Source organism: Kitasatospora sp. NPDC086009, assembly GCF_044540385.1.
In the GTDB taxonomy this organism is placed as follows: Bacteria; Actinomycetota; Actinomycetes; order Streptomycetales; family Streptomycetaceae; genus Kitasatospora.
Window position 1 is genome coordinate 145,113 of record NZ_JBITSA010000003.1, and the last position, 15,961, is coordinate 161,073.

Below are 15,961 nucleotides of genomic sequence, written 5' to 3' on the forward strand. Positions count from 1 at the left end.
GAGGCCCTAGAGTTCGGCCGTGGACCTCAACCACTACCGGTTCCGCGACGTGTGGCGGCTGGCCGCGCCGCCGGCCGCGGTGTACGCCGCGCTGGAGGACGTCCCGGGCTACCCGCTCTGGTGGCCCGAGATCCGCGCGGTGCGGCGGTTCGGCCCGGACGACGGCGAGGCGGTGGTCCGGGCACTGCTGCCGTACCGGCTGGTGATCGGGCTGACCGTGGTGCGGCGCGACCCGGTGGCCGGCGTCCTGGAGGTCGCGATGCGGGGCGACCTGGTCGGCTGGTCCCGCTGGACGGTCGGGGCGGACGGCACCGGCGCCCGCGCCCTGTTCGAGGAGGACGCCCGGCCCGGACGCCCGCTGCTCCGGCGCCTCGCCGTGCCGCTGCACCCGGTGTTCCGCGCCAACCACGCCGTCATGATGCGCCGCGGCCGCCGCGGCCTGGCCGCCCACCTGGCCCGCCGGGACCCGGGCGGCCGGGCGGGCGGCACACCTGCCGACCGCCCGGCGTGACATCTAGACCCGGTCGGTGCGGCCGAACAGCCAGCCGCGCAGCAGCCGGGTGACCACCGGCAGGGCCGCGTACGTCATCAGCGCGCTGATCAGCGGTGCGGTGACCAGGGCGCGGACCGCCACCGGCAGGCCGGCCAGATGCGGGGTGAGCAGCAGCCCGGAGGTGACGGTGAGCGGCGCGATCGCCACCGTGGAGGCGACCGCCATCCGCCAGCGCACCGGCGGGCGGCCCTTCGCCGCCGACCGGGTGGTGGCGAACCAGCCCTCCATCCCGAGGATCTCGTGCCGGTGCACCTCGTGGTGGTGCCCGTCCGCCGCGGCGAAGCAGGCCGCCCGGGCCGGCGAGGCCTGCCAGGAACGGAACGCCCCGCCGTCACGGAAGTGCAGCAGCAGGTGCCAGGGGTCGTCCGGCCCGGCCGGGCGCAGCAGTCCGGTGCCGAGGTTGCCCTCGTGCCCGGCGGCCGCGGCGAGGATCCCCTTCGCCCACCGCTCGAACGCCTCCTCGTGACCGGGCTCGACCCGCCGGGCCACGAACAGCGTGACCTCGTCGTCCGGCCCTCCCCGGTCCGCCGCGGGCGCCGCCCGGCCCGCCCGTCCTCGCAGTCCCACCAGTCCCATCGGTCCCGCCCTTTCCGGATGTCCCCGTGCGTCCCCGGTCGCAGCCGTCCCGCAGCGTACGGCCCCGCCGGGCGGCCGCGCCCCTGCCGACCGCTCCTCGGGACGCGGGCCGGTGCCGGCGGCGGCCCGCCCGCGCCCTGGTGACCGGGCCCGCCCGGGCGGTTAGCGTGGCCCGGGACCGACCCCCACCGCCGCCCGGGAGGCGCCCGCCATGACGACCCCGTCGGACGACCCCGGCCACGACCCCGGCCACGCCCCCGACCGGCTCTTCGGGCGGGCCTTCGACCGGACCGGTACCGGGAGCAGCAAGTGGGCCCGGACGGCCGGTGCGGCCGGCGTGATCGCGATGGGGCTGGCCGACATGGACCTGCCCGGCCCGCCGGCCGTCGCGGCGGCGCTGGGCCGGCGCGCGCGGCACCCGGCGTACGGGTACACGGTGTGCGACCCGGCCGGCCGGGAGCTGGTGGCCCGCTGGTACCGGGACCGGCACGGGGTGGAGATCGACCCGGCGTGGGTGCTGCTGCTGCCGTTCGGACCGCGCACCGCCGTCCGGCTGCTGCTGGAGGCGGTGCGACCGACCGGGCCGGTGCTGTTCCCGGCGCCGGAGTGGGGCGGCTTCGCCCAGGTCTGCCGGGCCGCCGGAGTGGCCCACCGGGAGCTGCCGCTGGCCCGGGACGCCGCCGGCTACCGGCTGCCGCTGGACGCCTTCGCCGGGCACCGGGCCGGGGCGGTGCTGCTGAGCAGCCCGCACAACCCGTCCGGCCGGGTCTGGACCGCCGCGGAGGTCCGCGCCCTGGCCGAGGCGGCGGCCCGGGGCGGCGGGGTGCTGCTCTCGGACGAGGTGCACGGCGACCTCACCCACCCGGGCCACCGCCACCCGGTGGCCGTCGCGGTCGCGGGCCCCTACCGGGATCGGACCGTCACCCTCAACTCGGTCGGCAAGACCTTCAACACCTCCGGCATCCCCAGCTGCTTCGCGCTCGTGCCGGACGCGGCGCTGCGCGAGCGGCTCACCGGGGTGATGGCCGGGTACGGCCTGTGGGAGGGCGGGCTGCTGGAGCAGGTGGTGCAGGAGGCGGCGCTGCGCGACGGCGGCCCGTGGCTGGACGCGCTGCTGGACCACCTGGCCGCCGCCCGGGACCGGCTGACCGGCGTGCTCGGAGAGGCCGTCCGCTCCGCGCCGGAGGCCTCCTACCTGCTCTGGCTGGACGCCGCCGCGCTCGGCCTGCCGCCCGTAGGCGCCCGGGCGGCGCTGCTGGAGCGGTGCCGCCTGGAGGCCTCCGACGGCGGCGACTTCGGCCCCGGCGGCGAGGGCTCGCTGCGGCTGAACTACGCCCTGCCGGAGCCCGCGCTGGCGGCGGCCGTGAGCCGGCTGGAACGGCTCCGAAATCCCGGTATCACCCGATTGCACCGCCTCTGACCTGCGACGACATCTCTTCACGAGATGTTTGCGGAGCGCCCCGGCATGGTCCGTAGCAGACTGGGCAGGGTAGACCGGGCCGCAATCGTGATCCCGAGGATGGTGAGTCCGGTGATACCCGTTCGCCCGACCAGCCCGACCAGCCCGACCGACCGCCAGGGCACCGATCCGCCCACCGGAAGCGTCACCCCGCTCACCGAGTCGACGGCGCGCCGCCACATGGCCGGCGTCTGCTTCAAGATCGGGCCGCCCCGGCTGGTCGGCGTGGAGGTCGAGTGGTTCGTCCACGACGACCGATGTCCGACCGGCCCCGTGCTACCGGAGCGGCTGCACGCCGCACTGGAGTCACTGCCACTGGGCGGCGCCGACGGGACGGTCCTGCCGTCCGGTGCCCGCCTCACCCTCGAACCCGGTGGACAGGTCGAGCTCAGCTCCCCGCCCGCCGACGGCATCGTCGCCTGCGTCGACGACACCCGCCGTGATCTCGCCACCCTGCGGGCCGCCTTCGCGGCCCAGGGCCTGCGGCTCACCGGCACCGGTACCGACCCCCTGGCCCGTCCCCGCACGATGGTGCTGGACCACCCCCGCTATCTCGCGATGGAACGGTTCTTCGACTCCGCCGGACCCTGGGGCCGGATCATGATGACCGGCACCGCCTCCGTGCAGGTCTGCCTGGACGCGGGGGCTGCCGACGGCCCGCACGCGCTCGACCGGCGCTGGCGCCTGACCCACCAGCTCGGTCCGGTCCTGGTCGCCGCCTTCGCCAACTCCCCCTTGCTGGACGGGAAGCCCACCGGGCACCGGTCCACCCGGCAGATCGTCTGGTCCCGGATGGATCCCACCCGCACGCTCGCCCCGGCGCCCGACCACGGCGACCCGCGCGAGGCCTGGACCAGGTACGTGCTGGACGCCGAGGTGCTCTGCATCCGGCGCCCCGAGGGCCTGCCGTGGACGGCGCCGGCCGGCCTGACCTTCCTCGACTGGCTGCGCGGCGGCGGCGAACGCCCGCCGACCCTCGCCGACCTGGACTACCACCGCACCACGCTGTTCCCGCCGGTCCGCCCGCACGGCCACCTGGAGCTGCGGATGATCGACGCCCAGCCGGGCGACGGCTGGATCGTCCCCGCGGCCCTGGTGACCGCGCTGCTGGACGACCCGAAGGCCGCCGACGCGGCGCTGGCCGCGCTGGAGCCGCTGGAGAGCGCCACCGGGCCGCTCCCGCCGCGCAGCGACGCATGGCGCCGGGCCGCCACCCTGGCGGTCGCCGATCCCGCGCTGCGCCGCGCCACCCTCGCCTGCTTCGCCGCCGCCGATGCCGCGCTGGGCCGCCTGCCCGGCGCCGAGCGACTGCGCACCGCCGTCGCCGAGTTCGCCGAGCGCTACCCCGCGCGCGGCCGCTGCCCGGCCGACGACCAGCTGGACGCCCTGCGCTCCGGCACCCGACGCACTCCCCCGGAGGAGGCCGCACCATGATCGACGACGCCCGCCCGACCGGCTCCCGCACCGCCGGGGCGACCGGCCCCGGGTCTCCGCCCGCGGCCTCCCCCGCCCCGCCGGCCGGCCCGTCCCCCGAGGGCCTGCCCCCGGCGGCCCTGCGCGAGGCGATCGCCACCGAGCTGCTGGCCGCCCGGACCCGCACCGCCGCGCTGACCGACTGCGTCGAGGACCACGACCTCACCGCCCAGCACTCCCCGCTGATGTCCCCGCTGGTCTGGGACCTCGCGCACATCGGCAACCAGGAGGAGCTCTGGCTGCTGCGCAACATCGGCGGCCGGGAGCCGATGCGCCCCGAGATCGACCCGCTCTACGACGCCTTCGAGCACCCACGCGCCGAACGCCCCAGCCTGCCGCTGCTGCCGCCGGCCGAGGCGCGCGCCTACGCGCACGAAGTCCGCGGCCGGGTGTTCGACCTGCTGGAGGCCAGCCCGCTGGAGGGCGCTCCGCTGCTCGACGCCGGCTTCGCCTTCGGCATGATCGCCCAGCACGAGCAGCAGCACGACGAGACCATGCTGGTCACCCACCAGCTGCGCCGCGGCGAGCCCGCGCTGGCCGCTCCCCCGCCGCCGCCCGCCCCGGCGGACGCGGCGGCGCTGCCCGCCGACGTGCTCGTCCCCGCGGGCCCGTTCACCATGGGGACGGACACCGAGCCGTGGGCGCTGGACAACGAGCGCCCGGCGCACCGGATCGACCTGCCGGCCTTCCGGCTGGACACCACGCCGGTCACCAACGGCGCCTATCTGCGGTTCATCGCCGACGGCGGCTACGACGACCCGCGCTGGTGGACGGCCGAGAGCTGGGAGCACCGGCAGCGGGCCGGGCTGACCGCCCCGCTGTTCTGGCACCGCGAGGGCGCGCGGTGGCTGCGGCGCCGTTTCGGCACGGTCGAGCCCGTCCCCGAGGACGAGCCGGTGCTGCACGTCAGCTGGTACGAGGCGGACGCCTACGCCCGCTGGGCGGGGCGGCGGCTGCCGACCGAGGCGGAGTGGGAGAAGGCCGCCCGGCACGACCCGGCCACCGACCGCTCCCGCCGCTACCCGTGGGGCGACGGCCCGCCCGCCCCGGAGCACGCCAACCTCGGCCAGCGCCATCTGCGCCCGGCCCCGGCCGGCAGCTACCCGGCCGGCGAGTCCCCCTACGGCGTACGGCAGTTGATGGGCGACGTGTGGGAGTGGACGGCCAGTGACCTCCACCCCTACCCCGGCTTCCGGGCCTGGCCGTACCGGGAGTACTCGGAGGTCTTCTTCGGGCCCGAGTACAAGGTGCTGCGCGGCGGCTGCTTCGCGGTCGCGCCGGTGGCCTGCCGCGGCACGTTCCGCAACTGGGACTACCCGGTCCGGCGGCAGATCTTCGCCGGGTTCCGCACCGCGGCCGACGTGGCGGCCGGCTGATGTGCCGCCACCTCGCCTACCTCGGCGCCCCGGTGACGCCCGGGGAGCTGCTGGTGGAGCCGCCGTTCGGGCTCTACCGGCAGTCCTGGGCCCCCCGGGCGCAGCAGTACGGCACGGTCAACGCCGACGGCTTCGGCCTCGGCTGGTACGCGGACGGCGACCCGACCCCGGCCCGCTACCGGCGGGCGGGACCGATCTGGGCGGACGCCTCCTTCGCCGACCTCGCCCGGGTGATCCGCACCCGGGCGCTGGTGGCGGCCGTCCGCTCGGCCACCGAGGGCTGCGCGGCGGGCGAGGACGCGGCCGCGCCGTTCGCCGCCGGGCCCTGGCTGTTCAGCCACAACGGCGCGGTGGCCGGCTGGCCGGACAAGCTGGACGCGGCGGCCGGGCGGCTCTCCCCGGCCGAGCTGCTGGAGCTGCCGGCCCGGACGGACTCGGCGCTGCTCTGGGGCCTCGCGCTGCACCGGCTGCGCGCGGGCGCGGGCCTCGGCGAGGCCCTGGCCGGCGCCGTCGCGGACGTGACCGCGCACACCACCGGCCGGCTCAACCTGCTGCTGACCGACGGCCGGGCGATCGCCGCCACCGCCTGGGGTGACACGCTGCACCACCGGAGCCTGCCGGGTGCGGGCGTCCTGGTGGCCTCCGAGCCCTACGACGACCACCCGGACTGGACCGTCGTCCCGGACCGCTCGCTGCTGCTGGCCGGCCCGGACGGCGTCGTGGTCCGCCCGCTCTGAAAGCTCCCTCGCTCCTCTCACCTTCACTTTTTGAACAGAGGATCCATCTGCCATGAGCATCTTTGATCTCACCCGACTGCTGCCCGCCGACCACTTCAGCACCGCGCTGCGGCACGACGTGCGCGAGGGGCTGACCGCCGATCCCAAGTGGCTGCCGCCGAAGTGGTTCTATGACGCCCGGGGCAGCGAGCTGTTCGAGGAGATCACCAGGCTGCCCGAGTACTACCCGACCCGCGCCGAACGGGCCATCCTCACCGACCGGGCCGGCGAGATCGCCGCCGCCACCCGGGCCCGCACGCTGGTGGAGCTGGGCTCGGGCTCCTCGGAGAAGACCAGGCTGCTGCTGAACGCGCTGCGCGACCTCGGCACGCTGGACAGCTACGTCCCGGTGGACGTCAGCGAGAGCGCCCTGACCGGGGCGGGCGAGGCACTGGCCCTGGACTTCCCCGGACTGTCCGTGCACGCGGTGCTCGCCGACTTCACCGCCCGGCTCGGCCTACCGCCGGAGGGCGGGCCGCGCCTGGTCGCCTTCCTCGGCGGCACCCTCGGCAACCTGCTCCCCGCCGAGCGGGCGGTCTTCCTGCGCCGCCTGCGGGCCGCGCTCGACCCCGGTGACTTCCTGCTGCTCGGCACCGACCTGGTCAAGGACCCGCAGGTGCTGGTGGCCGCCTACGACGACGCGGCGGGGGTGACGGCGGAGTTCAACCGGAACGTGCTCAACGTGCTGAACCGGGAGCTGTCCGCCGACTTCGACCCGACCGCGTTCGAGCACGTGGCGCTCTGGGACCGGGAGCGGGAGTGGATCGAGATGCGGCTGCGCTCGCTGCAGGAGCAGACCGTGAAGATCCCCGCGCTGGACCTGCCGATCCACTTCGAGAAGGGCGAGGAGCTGCGCACCGAGGTGTCGGCCAAGTTCCGCCGGGAGCGGGTGGCCGAGGAGCTGGCGGCGGCCGGCCTGCGGCTGAGCCACTGGTGGACGGACGAGGAGGGCCGGTTCGGGCTGTCCCTGGCCTCGCCGGTGGCCGAACAGGTTTGACAGTTCACTTTACTAATAAGCAAGGGGACTTGTCGGGCATCCCACGTACAACACTTGAACATTGACGGGTTACGATCGCGGCTACCAAGCTCAGCGTTGAGTATCAGGAGTCAAGATCGTGAGCGTCACCCAGCAGCCCTCGGAGCCCGTGGCGGCGGAGGTTCGATCCTCCGACCGCCTCGGCTTCGTCGTGTTCATCACCGCCGCCGCGGCCCTCGGCGGGTTCCTGTTCGGCTACGACAGCTCCGTGATCAACGGCGCCGTCTCCGGCATCCAGGAGAAGTTCGGCGTCGGGGACGGCGTCACCGGTCTGATCGTCTCGTCCGCGCTGCTGGGCTCGGCGGTGGGCGCCGCGCTGGCCGGCCGCTTCGCCGACCGGTACGGCCGGATCAAGGTGATGAAGGCGGGCGCGCTGCTCTTCGCGGTGAGCGCGGTCGGCTCGATGCTGCCGTTCGCCGCCTGGGACCTCGCCGGCTGGCGGGTCCTCGGCGGCGCGGCCATCGGCATCGCCTCGGTGATCGCCCCGACCTACATCGCCGAGGTCGCGCCGACCCGCTACCGGGGCCGGCTGGCCTCCTTCCAGCAGGCCGCGATCGTCCTCGGCATCGCGATCTCGCAGCTGGTCAACTGGGTCCTGGCGGACGCCGCCGGCGGCGACACCCGCGGCCGGCTCCTCGGTCTGGAGGCCTGGCAGTGGATGCTCGGCATCTGCGTCGTGCCGGCCGCCGTCTACTTCGTGCTCGCCTCGATGATCCCCGAGTCCCCGCGCTACCTGATCTCGGCCGGCCAGCTGGACGAGGCCCGCACGGTGCTCACCGAGGTCGAGGGCGAGGGCGCCGACACCGACGCGCGGATCGCCGAGATCCAGGGCCTGATCGCCTCCGACCACCGGCCGCGCTTCGGCGACCTGCTCGGCGGCCGGTTCGGCCTGCTGCCGATCGTCTGGGTCGGCATCGGCCTCTCGGTCTTCCAGCAGCTGGTCGGCATCAACGTGATCTTCTACTACTCGTCGATCCTCTGGCAGTCCGTCGGCATCGACCAGAGCAACTCGCTGCTGATCAGCTTCATCGGCTCGGTCATCAACATCCTCGGCACCGTGGTCGCGATCCTGCTGGTGGACCGGATCGGCCGCAAGCCGCTCGCCCTGATCGGCTCGGCCGGGATGGCCGTCGCGCTGGCCGCCTGCGGCTGGGCGTTCTCCTCGGCCACCGGCACCGGCGACGACGTCGCCCTGCCCGACCTCCAGGGCACCGTCGCGCTGATCTCCGCCAACGCCTTCGTGCTGTTCTTCGCGATGTCCTGGGGCGTGGTGGTCTGGGTGATGCTCGGCGAGATGTTCCCCAACCGGATCCGGGCCGCCGCGCTCTCCGTCGCCGCCTCGGCGCAGTGGATCGCCAACTGGGCGATCACCGTGTCGTTCCCCTCGCTCTCGCGCTGGAACCTGTCGGCGACCTACCTGGTCTACGCGGGCTTCGCGGCCCTGTCGCTGGTCTTCGTGGCGAAGTACATGAAGGAGACCAAGGGCGTCCGCCTGGAGGACATGGGCTGATCCGACTGTCGGACCTTCGGCCCCCGCACCCTAGCGCCCTCGGCGCGGGTGCGGGGGCCGAATCGTTCACTCTCTGCGGCGGGGCGCCTACCTCCGGTACTCCTGTTCGGCAGGAGGGATGTGTCCTTGATCTTCAACCGGCTTCGCACCCGCAGCACCCGCTCGACCCGTCGCCCCGCACCGGCTCCGACGCCGGCCGCGGTGCCGGCCCCGAGCGTCGGCTGCCCGTTCGCCCACGCCCACCCGGCCGCCGAGCCGCCGCACGGGCCCGAACCCCTGCCCACCACCGTGCACGGCACCGGCGTCCGGTACCTCGTCGACCCGGGGCGCGCCGAGGCCGGGCGGACCACCCCGGGGCGGCCCACCGTGGCCGACCGCCCCACCGGCACCGATCCGTTCGCCGGTCTCCGCACCGAGCCGTTCCGCGAGGCGTTCGGCGAGGCGTTCACCGGACCCGTGGCCCAGCCGCTCGCCGAGCCCTTCACCGACCCCGACGCGGCCGCCGACTTCGTCCGCCAGTTCCACCGCGAGCAGCCGGGCGCCGGCGACCCGACCGGGCGGGTGCTGGCGGTCCTGGACGAGATCGACCGCACCGGCACCTACCAGCACACCCCTGCCGAACTCGCCTACGGCGCCCGGCTCGCCTGGCGCAACGCGGCCCGCTGCATCGGCCGGCTGTACTGGCGCAGCCTGGTGGTGCGGGACCTGCGGCACCTGGCCTCGGCCGACGACATCGCCACCGAGTGCTTCGAACACCTGCGGGTGGCCTCCAACGGCGGCCGGATCCGCCCGGTGATCTCGGTGTTCGCCCCCGACCGGCCCGGCCGCCCGGCCGCCCGCATCCTCAACCAGCAGCTGGTCCGCTACGCCGGCCGGCCCACCGGGCACGGCTTCGTCGGGGACCCGGCGGGCGCGCGGCTGGCGGCCCGCGCCCGGGACCTCGGCTGGAAGTGCGGCGAGGAGCGCTTCGAGGTGCTGCCGCTACTGGTGCAGGAGCGGCCCGGTGCCCGCCCCGAGTGGTACGAACTGCCGGACGACACCACCCCCGAGGTCGAGCTCAGCCACCCCGACCACCCGTGGTTCGCCGAGCTCGGCCTGCGCTGGTACACGGTGCCCGCGATCAGCGACATGACGCTGGAGATCGGCGGCGTGCGCTACCCCACCGCCCCGTTCAACGGCTGGTACATGGGCACCGAGATCGGCGCCCGCAACCTCGCCGACGCCGACCGGTACGACATGCTGGCGACCGTCGCCGACCGGCTCGGCCTGGACACCTCCAGCGACCGCACGCTCTGGCGCGACCGCGCGCTGGTGGAGCTCAACGTCGCGGTGCTGCACTCGTTCCAGGAGGCCGGAGTGACGATCGCCGACCACCACACCGAGTCGGAGCGGTTCCTGAAGCACATCGCCCAGGAGAAGCGGCTCGGGCGGCCCACCCCCGCCGACTGGAGCTGGATCGTGCCGCCGGTCTCCGGCGGGCTGACCCCGGTCTACCACCGCTACTACGACCCGGTGGACCCGTCGCTGCGCCCCGCCTTCGTGGCGCGCGAGCCCTGGTGAGGCCGCGGCGCCGCCCCGCCGACCGTCCGCTCGTACCGGAGCAGCAGCCCGTCGAGCAGCGCTTCGAGACCGGTCTCGAAGGCGCCCTCGTCGATCGCGCCCCGGTGTTCGGCCAGCCGGTGGGCCTCGCCGAGGTGCGGGTAGTCGGCGGCGTCGTACAGCCCGGCGTCCTCGGGGAAGCCCGCCGCGAAGGAGGCCAGCGCCGAGCCGGTGACGAAGTACCGCATCAGCGCGCCGATCCGGGTGGCCTGCCCGCGCGGCCAGCCGGCCTCGACCAGGCAGCCGAAGACGGCGTCGGCCAGCCGCAGCGCGTTCGGGCGGCGGCCGGGGCCCTGGGCCAGCACCGGCACGATGTTGGGGTGCGCGGCCAGCGCGGCGCGGTAGGAGCGGGCCCAGTCGCGCAGCGCCCGCGGCCACGGCGCGCCGGCGGTGAACATCGACAGGTCGACCTCCCCCATCACGCTGTCCACCACCGCGTCCAGCAGCTCGTCCTTGGTCGCGACGTGGTTGTAGAGCGACGGCCCGCTGACCGACAGCTCGGTGGCCAGGCGGCGGGTGGAGAGGGCGTCCAGCCCCTCGGCGTCGATCAGCCGCAGCGCGGTGGCGACGATGAGCTCGCGGCTGAGCAGGGGTGTGCGCGGGCGGGCCATCGTCGCGGTTCCTCCGGTCGAGTGGGGTGAGGACCGATTCTGGCAGGCGCCTCTTCCCAGCGCGGCCCGGTCGGGGCTACAGTCCCGGTAAAACTTGCACCGCTAGTTTACCGGAGCCCGACGAGGTGGCGCGATGAATCTGGAGCTGACCGAGGAGCAGGCCGCCCTCCGGGACCTCGCGGCGGCCTTCACCGACCGCGAGATCGTCCCGCACGCGGCCGCCTGGGACCGGGCCGAGTCCGTCGACCGGGCGGTGATCGGCAAGCTCGCCGGCATCGGCCTGCTCGGCCTCACCATCCCCGAGGAGTACGGCGGCAGCGGCGGCGACCACCTCGCGTACTGCCTGGCCCTGGAGGAGCTGGGCCGGGGCGACTCCGCCGTGCGCGGCATCGTCTCGGTCTCGCTCGGCCTGGTCGCCAAGTCGGTGAACGGCTACGGCACCGAGGAGCAGAAGCGGCACTGGCTGCCCCGGCTCACCTCCGGCGAGTCGCTCGGCTGCTTCGCCCTCACCGAACCCGGCACCGGCTCGGACGCCGCCAACCTGACCACCCGGGCGGTCCGGGACGGCGACGACTGGCTGATCAGCGGCGCCAAGATGTTCATCACCAACGGGACGTGGGCCGATGTCGCGCTGGTCTTCGCCCGCACGGGCGGACCGGGCCACCGGGGCATCACCGCCTTCCTCGTCCCCACCGACCTGCCCGGCTTCACCCGCACCGAGATCCACGGCAAGCTCGGCCTGCGCGGCCAGGCCACCGCCGAACTCGCCTTCGACGCCGTCCGCGTCCCCGACGGGGCCCGGCTGGGCGAGCTCGGCAAGGGCTTCACGGTGGCGATGGCCGCCCTGGCCAAGGGCCGGATGTCGGTGGCGGCCGGCTGCGTCGGCATCGCCCGGGCCTGCCTGGAGGCCGCCGTCCACTACGCCGGCGAGCGCGAGCAGTTCGGCCGGCCGATCGCCTCGCACCAGCTGGTCCAGGAGCTGCTCGCCGGCATCGCCGTGGACGTCGAGGCCGCCCGGCTGCTCACCTGGAAGGTCGCCGACCACATCGAGCGCGGCCTGCCGTTCGCCACCGAGTCCTCCGTCGCCAAGCTCTACGCGAGCGAGGCCGCCGTCCGGGCCGCCAACAACGCGCTCCAGGTCTTCGGCGGCTACGGGTTCATCGACGAGTACCCGGTCGGCAAGTACCTGCGCGACGCGCGGGTGATGACCCTCTACGAGGGCACCAGCCAGATCCACAAGCTGCTCATCGGGCGTTCGCTCACCGGCGTCAACGCCTTCTGACCGCCACTCACCGGACAACCCCACCGGATAAGGAGCCCGACGACGTGCGTCCTGTCTACTTCGCCGCAGCCCGCCGCACACCCATCGGCCGGCTGCGCGGAGCGCTCGCCACGGTCCGCCCGGACGACCTCTCGGCCACCGTGCTGCGCGCCCTGCTCGCCGATGTCCCCACCCTCGACCCGGCCCGGATCGACGACGTCTACTGGGGCGCCGCGAACCAGGCCGGCGAGGACAACCGCAACGCCGCCCGGATGGCCGTGCTGCTCGCCGGCCTGCCCGACAGCGTCCCCGGCGCCACCGTCAACCGGCTCTGCGCCTCCGGCCTGGAGGCCGTCACCCAGGCCGCCCGGGCGATCGGCTCGGGCGAGGCCGACGTGGTGCTGGCCGGCGGCTGCGAGTCGATGACCCGCGCCCCCTTCGTCCTCCCCCGGCCCGACGAGGCGCTGCCGCACCGGATCGAGACCTTCGACACCCGGCTCGGCTGGCGGCTCACCAACCCGCGGATGGCCGAGCTGCACGGCGTGCTCTCGATGGGCGAGACCGCCGAGGAGGTCGCCGCCCGCCACGGCATCACCCGGGAGCGCCAGGACGCCTTCGCGCTCCGCAGCCACCGGCTGGCCGCCGCCGCCCGCAAGGACGGCCACTTCGACGCCGAGCTGGTCCCGGTCGAGCGGCCGGACGGCGTGACCGTCCACCAGGACGAGAGCATCCGGGAGGACACCGGCCCGGAGAAGCTCGCCCGGCTGAAGCCGGCCTTCCGCCCGGGCGGCACGGTGACGGCGGGCAACGCCTCGCCGATGAACGACGGGGCGGCCGGCCTGGTGCTGGTCAGCGAGGAGGTCCTGGGCGAGCTGGGCCTGCGGCCGCTCGGCCGGTACGTGGCCGGCGCCTCGGCCGGGGTGCACCCGGACGTGATGGGCATCGGCCCGGTGCCCGCCACCCGCAAGGCGCTCCGCCGGGTCGGCTGGTCCGTCGCCGACCTGGAGGAGGCCGAGCTCAACGAGGCCTTCGCCGCGCAGGTGCTCGCCAGCGTCGACCAGTTGGGCCTCGACCCCGAGCTGGTCAACCCGACCGGCGGGGCGATCGCGCTCGGCCACCCGCTGGGCGGCTCCGGCGCGCGGATCCTCACCACCCTGCTGCACCGGATGCGCCGCAACGGCACCCGGCGCGGGCTGGCCACCATGTGTGTCGGAGTCGGCCAGGGCACCGCCGTCCTGGTCGAATCCCCCTGAGCGCCGGCCGCCGTCCCGTCCTCCGAATCCAGGCCGACCGCGAGGCCGACCTCGCGGTCGCGGGCGCAGTCGCAGGCGCAGTTCCCATCGCAGCCGAAGTCGAAGTCGAAGGAGTTGTCGTGACCCGTTTCGCAGGAAAGGTCGCCGTCGTCACCGGTGCGGCCCAGGGCATCGGCGCGGCCACCGCGCGGCTGCTGGCCGAGGAGGGGGCCGCCGTCGCGGTGGTCGACCTGACCGCCGAGCGGGCCGCCGGCACGGTCGAGGAGATCACCGCCAAGGGCGGCACCGCGCGGGCGTACGGCTGCGACGTGGCCGACTACGACGCGGTGGAGGCGGTCTTCGCCGAGGTCGCCGGGGACTTCGGCGGGGTGCACATCCTGGTGAACAACGCCGGGATCACCCGGGACAACCTCTTCTTCAAGATGACCAGGCCCGACTGGGACGCGGTGCTGACGGTCAATCTGACCAGCGCCTACAACTGCAGCCACGTGGCGCAGAAGTACATGACCGCCCAGAAGTACGGCAAGATCGTCTCGCTCAGCTCGCGCTCGGCGCTCGGCAACCGGGGCCAGGCCAACTACGCCGCCGCCAAGGCGGGCATCCAGGGCCTGACCGCCACGCTGGCGATCGAGCTGGGTCCGTTCAACATCAACGTGAACGCCGTCGCCCCCGGCTACATCGCCACCGCGATGACCGCCGCCACCGCCGAGCGGGTCGGCGCGACGGCCGAGGACCACCAGGCGGAGGTCTCCGCCCGGACGCCGCTGCGGCGGGTCGGCCGGCCGGAGGAGATCGCCTCGGTGGTCGCCTTCCTCGCCAGCGAGGACGCCTCCTACGTCAGCGGGCAGACGCTGTACGTCAACGGTGGGGCACGCTGAGATCTTCTGACGTTTCGTCAGATGGCCGTCCCGGGTGGTGGGTTACCTTCACCTGGGACGGCCTTTACCCTTTCCGGTGGCCTGCGCGAGCATGCCGACGGGTACGGAATGACTATGGCATGATCATGCTGCTGTCGATGGGATGGCCGGACCGACCCGACCGGTCCAGGTCGGGCCCTGCGTCCCAAGGAGTCCCATGGGCAGCCCCGCCACCCTCCGCCGTGCCCTGGCCCTGCTCGCCGTCGGGGCCACCGCCCTGACGGCCGGCACGCTCGGCGTCCCGGCCGTCCACCCGGCGGCCGCCGCCGGCCTCGCGGGCGTCCACGTCCGCCCCGCCTCGACGGGCCACCTCAGCGCCGCCGGCCGGGACGCGCCCCTGCCCACCTCCCAGTGCGTCAGCCAGATCGGCATCCACTGCTACTCCCCGCTCCAGTACCGGACCGCCTACAACCTCGACCCGCTGTACCGCGAGGGCATCACCGGCAAGGGCCGCACGATCGTCATCGTCGACTCCTTCGGCTCCCCGACCATCCAGCACGACCTGGAGGTCTTCGACAAGCAGTGGGGAATCCCGGACACCCAGGTCGAGGTGGTCAAGTGGGGCGACGTCCCGGTCTTCGACCCGACCAACCCCGATCACACCGGCTGGGCCGGCGAGAGTACCCTCGACGTCGAGTACGCCCACGCCGTCGCCCCCGGCGCGCACATCATCCTGGTCGAGACCGGCGTCTCCGAGACCGAGGGGACGACCGGGCTGCCCGAGATGATGGACGCCGAGAAGGCCCTCATCAAGTCCGGCCGCGCCGATGTGATCTCGCAGAGCTTCGGCGCCACCGAGAACACCTTCCCCGGCTTCGACAAGGGCGACTTCAGCTCGCTCACCGGCCTGCGGTACGCCTTCCAGGAGGCCGCCGCACACGACGTGACCGTACTCGCCGCCTCCGGCGACACCGGCGCCACCGACTACCAGGCCAACGGTGAGGACCTCTACCCGGGCAGGGTCAACTCCTGGCCCTCCGCCGACCCGCTGGTCACCTCCGTCGGCGGCACCCGGCTCAGCCTGGACGACGCGGGCCGGCGGACCGCCCCCGACCAGGTCTGGCACGACAGCTGGGGCGCGGGCGGCGGCGGGACCTCCGCCGTCTTCGCACGCCCCTGGTACCAGGCCGGCGTCGCCCGCGTCACCGGCAACCACCGCGGCACGCCCGACCTCAGCATGAGCGCGGCGGTCGACGGCGCGGCCTGGACGTACGAGTCCTACGACCCGGCGACGGCCGGCTGGCACATCACCGGCGGCACCAGCGAGGCGACCCCGATCTTCTCCGGCGTCGTCGCGCTCGCCGACCAGCTCGCCGGGCGCCGGCTCGGTCAGCTCAACGGGCGGCTCTACGGCCTCGCCCTGCTCCCGCAGCAGTGGAGCGGCCTGGTCGACGTGACGGCGGGCGACAACTCCTGGGACACGGTGACGGGTTACCGGGCCGCCAAGGGCTACGACCTCGCCAGCGGGCTCGGCACCATCGACGCCGCCAGGTTCGTGCACGCCCTCGCGGGCCGGTAGCGCCGGTCCGGGCGCCGGGAGCCTGGAGCCGGGTGCGGCGGA

The 15,961-nt window shown here is 74.6% G+C and carries 14 protein-coding genes; 12 read left to right on the plus strand and 2 right to left on the minus strand.

The window, feature by feature from the left end:
• Positions 1–19: 19 nt before the first annotated feature.
• On the plus strand, positions 20–511 hold the full coding sequence (locus ACIF6L_RS09820) for an SRPBCC family protein (RefSeq protein WP_396487701.1): 492 nt from the start codon (positions 20–22) through the stop codon (positions 509–511).
• 3 nt (positions 512–514) lie between these two features.
• On the opposite strand, the gene ACIF6L_RS09825 is transcribed toward ACIF6L_RS09820, so the two are convergent.
• Positions 515–1,129 (minus strand): antibiotic biosynthesis monooxygenase, encoded by a 615-nt coding sequence (locus tag ACIF6L_RS09825; protein WP_359809949.1) that lies wholly within the window; start codon positions 1,127–1,129, stop codon positions 515–517.
• A 211-nt stretch (positions 1,130–1,340) separates the two neighbouring features.
• Here ACIF6L_RS09825 and ACIF6L_RS09830 point away from each other — a divergent pair, with 211 nt between their 5' ends.
• From ACIF6L_RS09830 to ACIF6L_RS09860, 7 genes are all read left to right on the plus strand, one after another.
• Positions 1,341–2,549 carry an aminotransferase class I/II-fold pyridoxal phosphate-dependent enzyme gene (locus ACIF6L_RS09830; protein WP_396487703.1) on the plus strand — a complete coding sequence of 403 codons (1,209 nt, stop codon included), beginning with the start codon at positions 1,341–1,343 and terminating at the stop codon, positions 2,547–2,549.
• A 219-nt stretch (positions 2,550–2,768) separates the two neighbouring features.
• Complete coding sequence (gene egtA / locus ACIF6L_RS09835) at positions 2,769–4,022, plus strand: ergothioneine biosynthesis glutamate--cysteine ligase EgtA (protein WP_396488174.1); 1,254 nt, start codon at positions 2,769–2,771, stop codon at positions 4,020–4,022.
• Complete coding sequence (gene egtB, locus ACIF6L_RS09840; protein ID WP_396487705.1) at positions 4,019–5,437, plus strand: ergothioneine biosynthesis protein EgtB; 1,419 nt, start codon at positions 4,019–4,021, stop codon at positions 5,435–5,437. Before egtA ends, egtB begins: the two co-directional genes overlap by 4 nt.
• A complete protein-coding gene (gene egtC, locus ACIF6L_RS09845; RefSeq protein ID WP_359809943.1) occupies positions 5,437–6,174 on the plus strand; it encodes an ergothioneine biosynthesis protein EgtC in 738 nt (245 codons plus the stop codon). The genes egtB and egtC overlap by 1 nt, the downstream gene beginning before the upstream one ends.
• Before the next feature lie 52 nt (positions 6,175–6,226).
• A complete protein-coding gene (egtD, locus tag ACIF6L_RS09850; protein WP_329490663.1) occupies positions 6,227–7,210 on the plus strand; it encodes an L-histidine N(alpha)-methyltransferase in 984 nt (327 codons plus the stop codon).
• A 118-nt stretch (positions 7,211–7,328) separates the two neighbouring features.
• Positions 7,329–8,759, plus strand: coding sequence for a sugar porter family MFS transporter (locus ACIF6L_RS09855; RefSeq protein ID WP_396487708.1), 1,431 nt, complete (start codon positions 7,329–7,331; stop codon positions 8,757–8,759).
• Positions 8,760–9,215: 456 nt separating this feature from the next.
• Positions 9,216–10,319 carry a nitric oxide synthase oxygenase gene (locus ACIF6L_RS09860; RefSeq protein WP_396488175.1) on the plus strand — a complete coding sequence of 368 codons (1,104 nt, stop codon included), beginning with the start codon at positions 9,216–9,218 and terminating at the stop codon, positions 10,317–10,319.
• Here the strand turns inward: ACIF6L_RS09860 and ACIF6L_RS09865 are convergent.
• The gene (locus ACIF6L_RS09865) at positions 10,262–10,969 is read right to left on the minus strand and encodes a TetR/AcrR family transcriptional regulator (protein ID WP_396487709.1); all 708 of its coding nucleotides are present in this window, start codon (positions 10,967–10,969) and stop codon (positions 10,262–10,264) included. The genes ACIF6L_RS09860 and ACIF6L_RS09865 overlap by 58 nt on opposite strands.
• A gap of 133 nt (positions 10,970–11,102) precedes the next feature.
• On the opposite strand from ACIF6L_RS09865, the gene ACIF6L_RS09870 reads away from it, so the two are divergent.
• The 4 genes from ACIF6L_RS09870 (at position 11,103) to ACIF6L_RS09885 (ending at position 15,919) form a co-directional block, all read left to right on the plus strand.
• Positions 11,103–12,251: an acyl-CoA dehydrogenase family protein gene (locus ACIF6L_RS09870; protein WP_359809935.1), complete on the plus strand. Its 1,149-nt coding sequence runs from the start codon at positions 11,103–11,105 to the stop codon at positions 12,249–12,251.
• A gap of 44 nt (positions 12,252–12,295) precedes the next feature.
• Entirely contained in the window at positions 12,296–13,483 is a 1,188-nt protein-coding gene (locus ACIF6L_RS09875; RefSeq protein ID WP_396487711.1) for a thiolase family protein, read from the plus strand.
• A 119-nt stretch (positions 13,484–13,602) separates the two neighbouring features.
• Positions 13,603–14,361 carry a 3-oxoacyl-ACP reductase FabG gene (gene fabG / locus ACIF6L_RS09880; RefSeq protein WP_329490658.1) on the plus strand — a complete coding sequence of 253 codons (759 nt, stop codon included), beginning with the start codon at positions 13,603–13,605 and terminating at the stop codon, positions 14,359–14,361.
• Positions 14,362–14,557: 196 nt separating this feature from the next.
• The gene (locus ACIF6L_RS09885; protein WP_396487713.1) at positions 14,558–15,919 is read left to right on the plus strand and encodes a S8 family serine peptidase; all 1,362 of its coding nucleotides are present in this window, start codon (positions 14,558–14,560) and stop codon (positions 15,917–15,919) included.
• Positions 15,920–15,961: the final 42 nt, after the last annotated feature.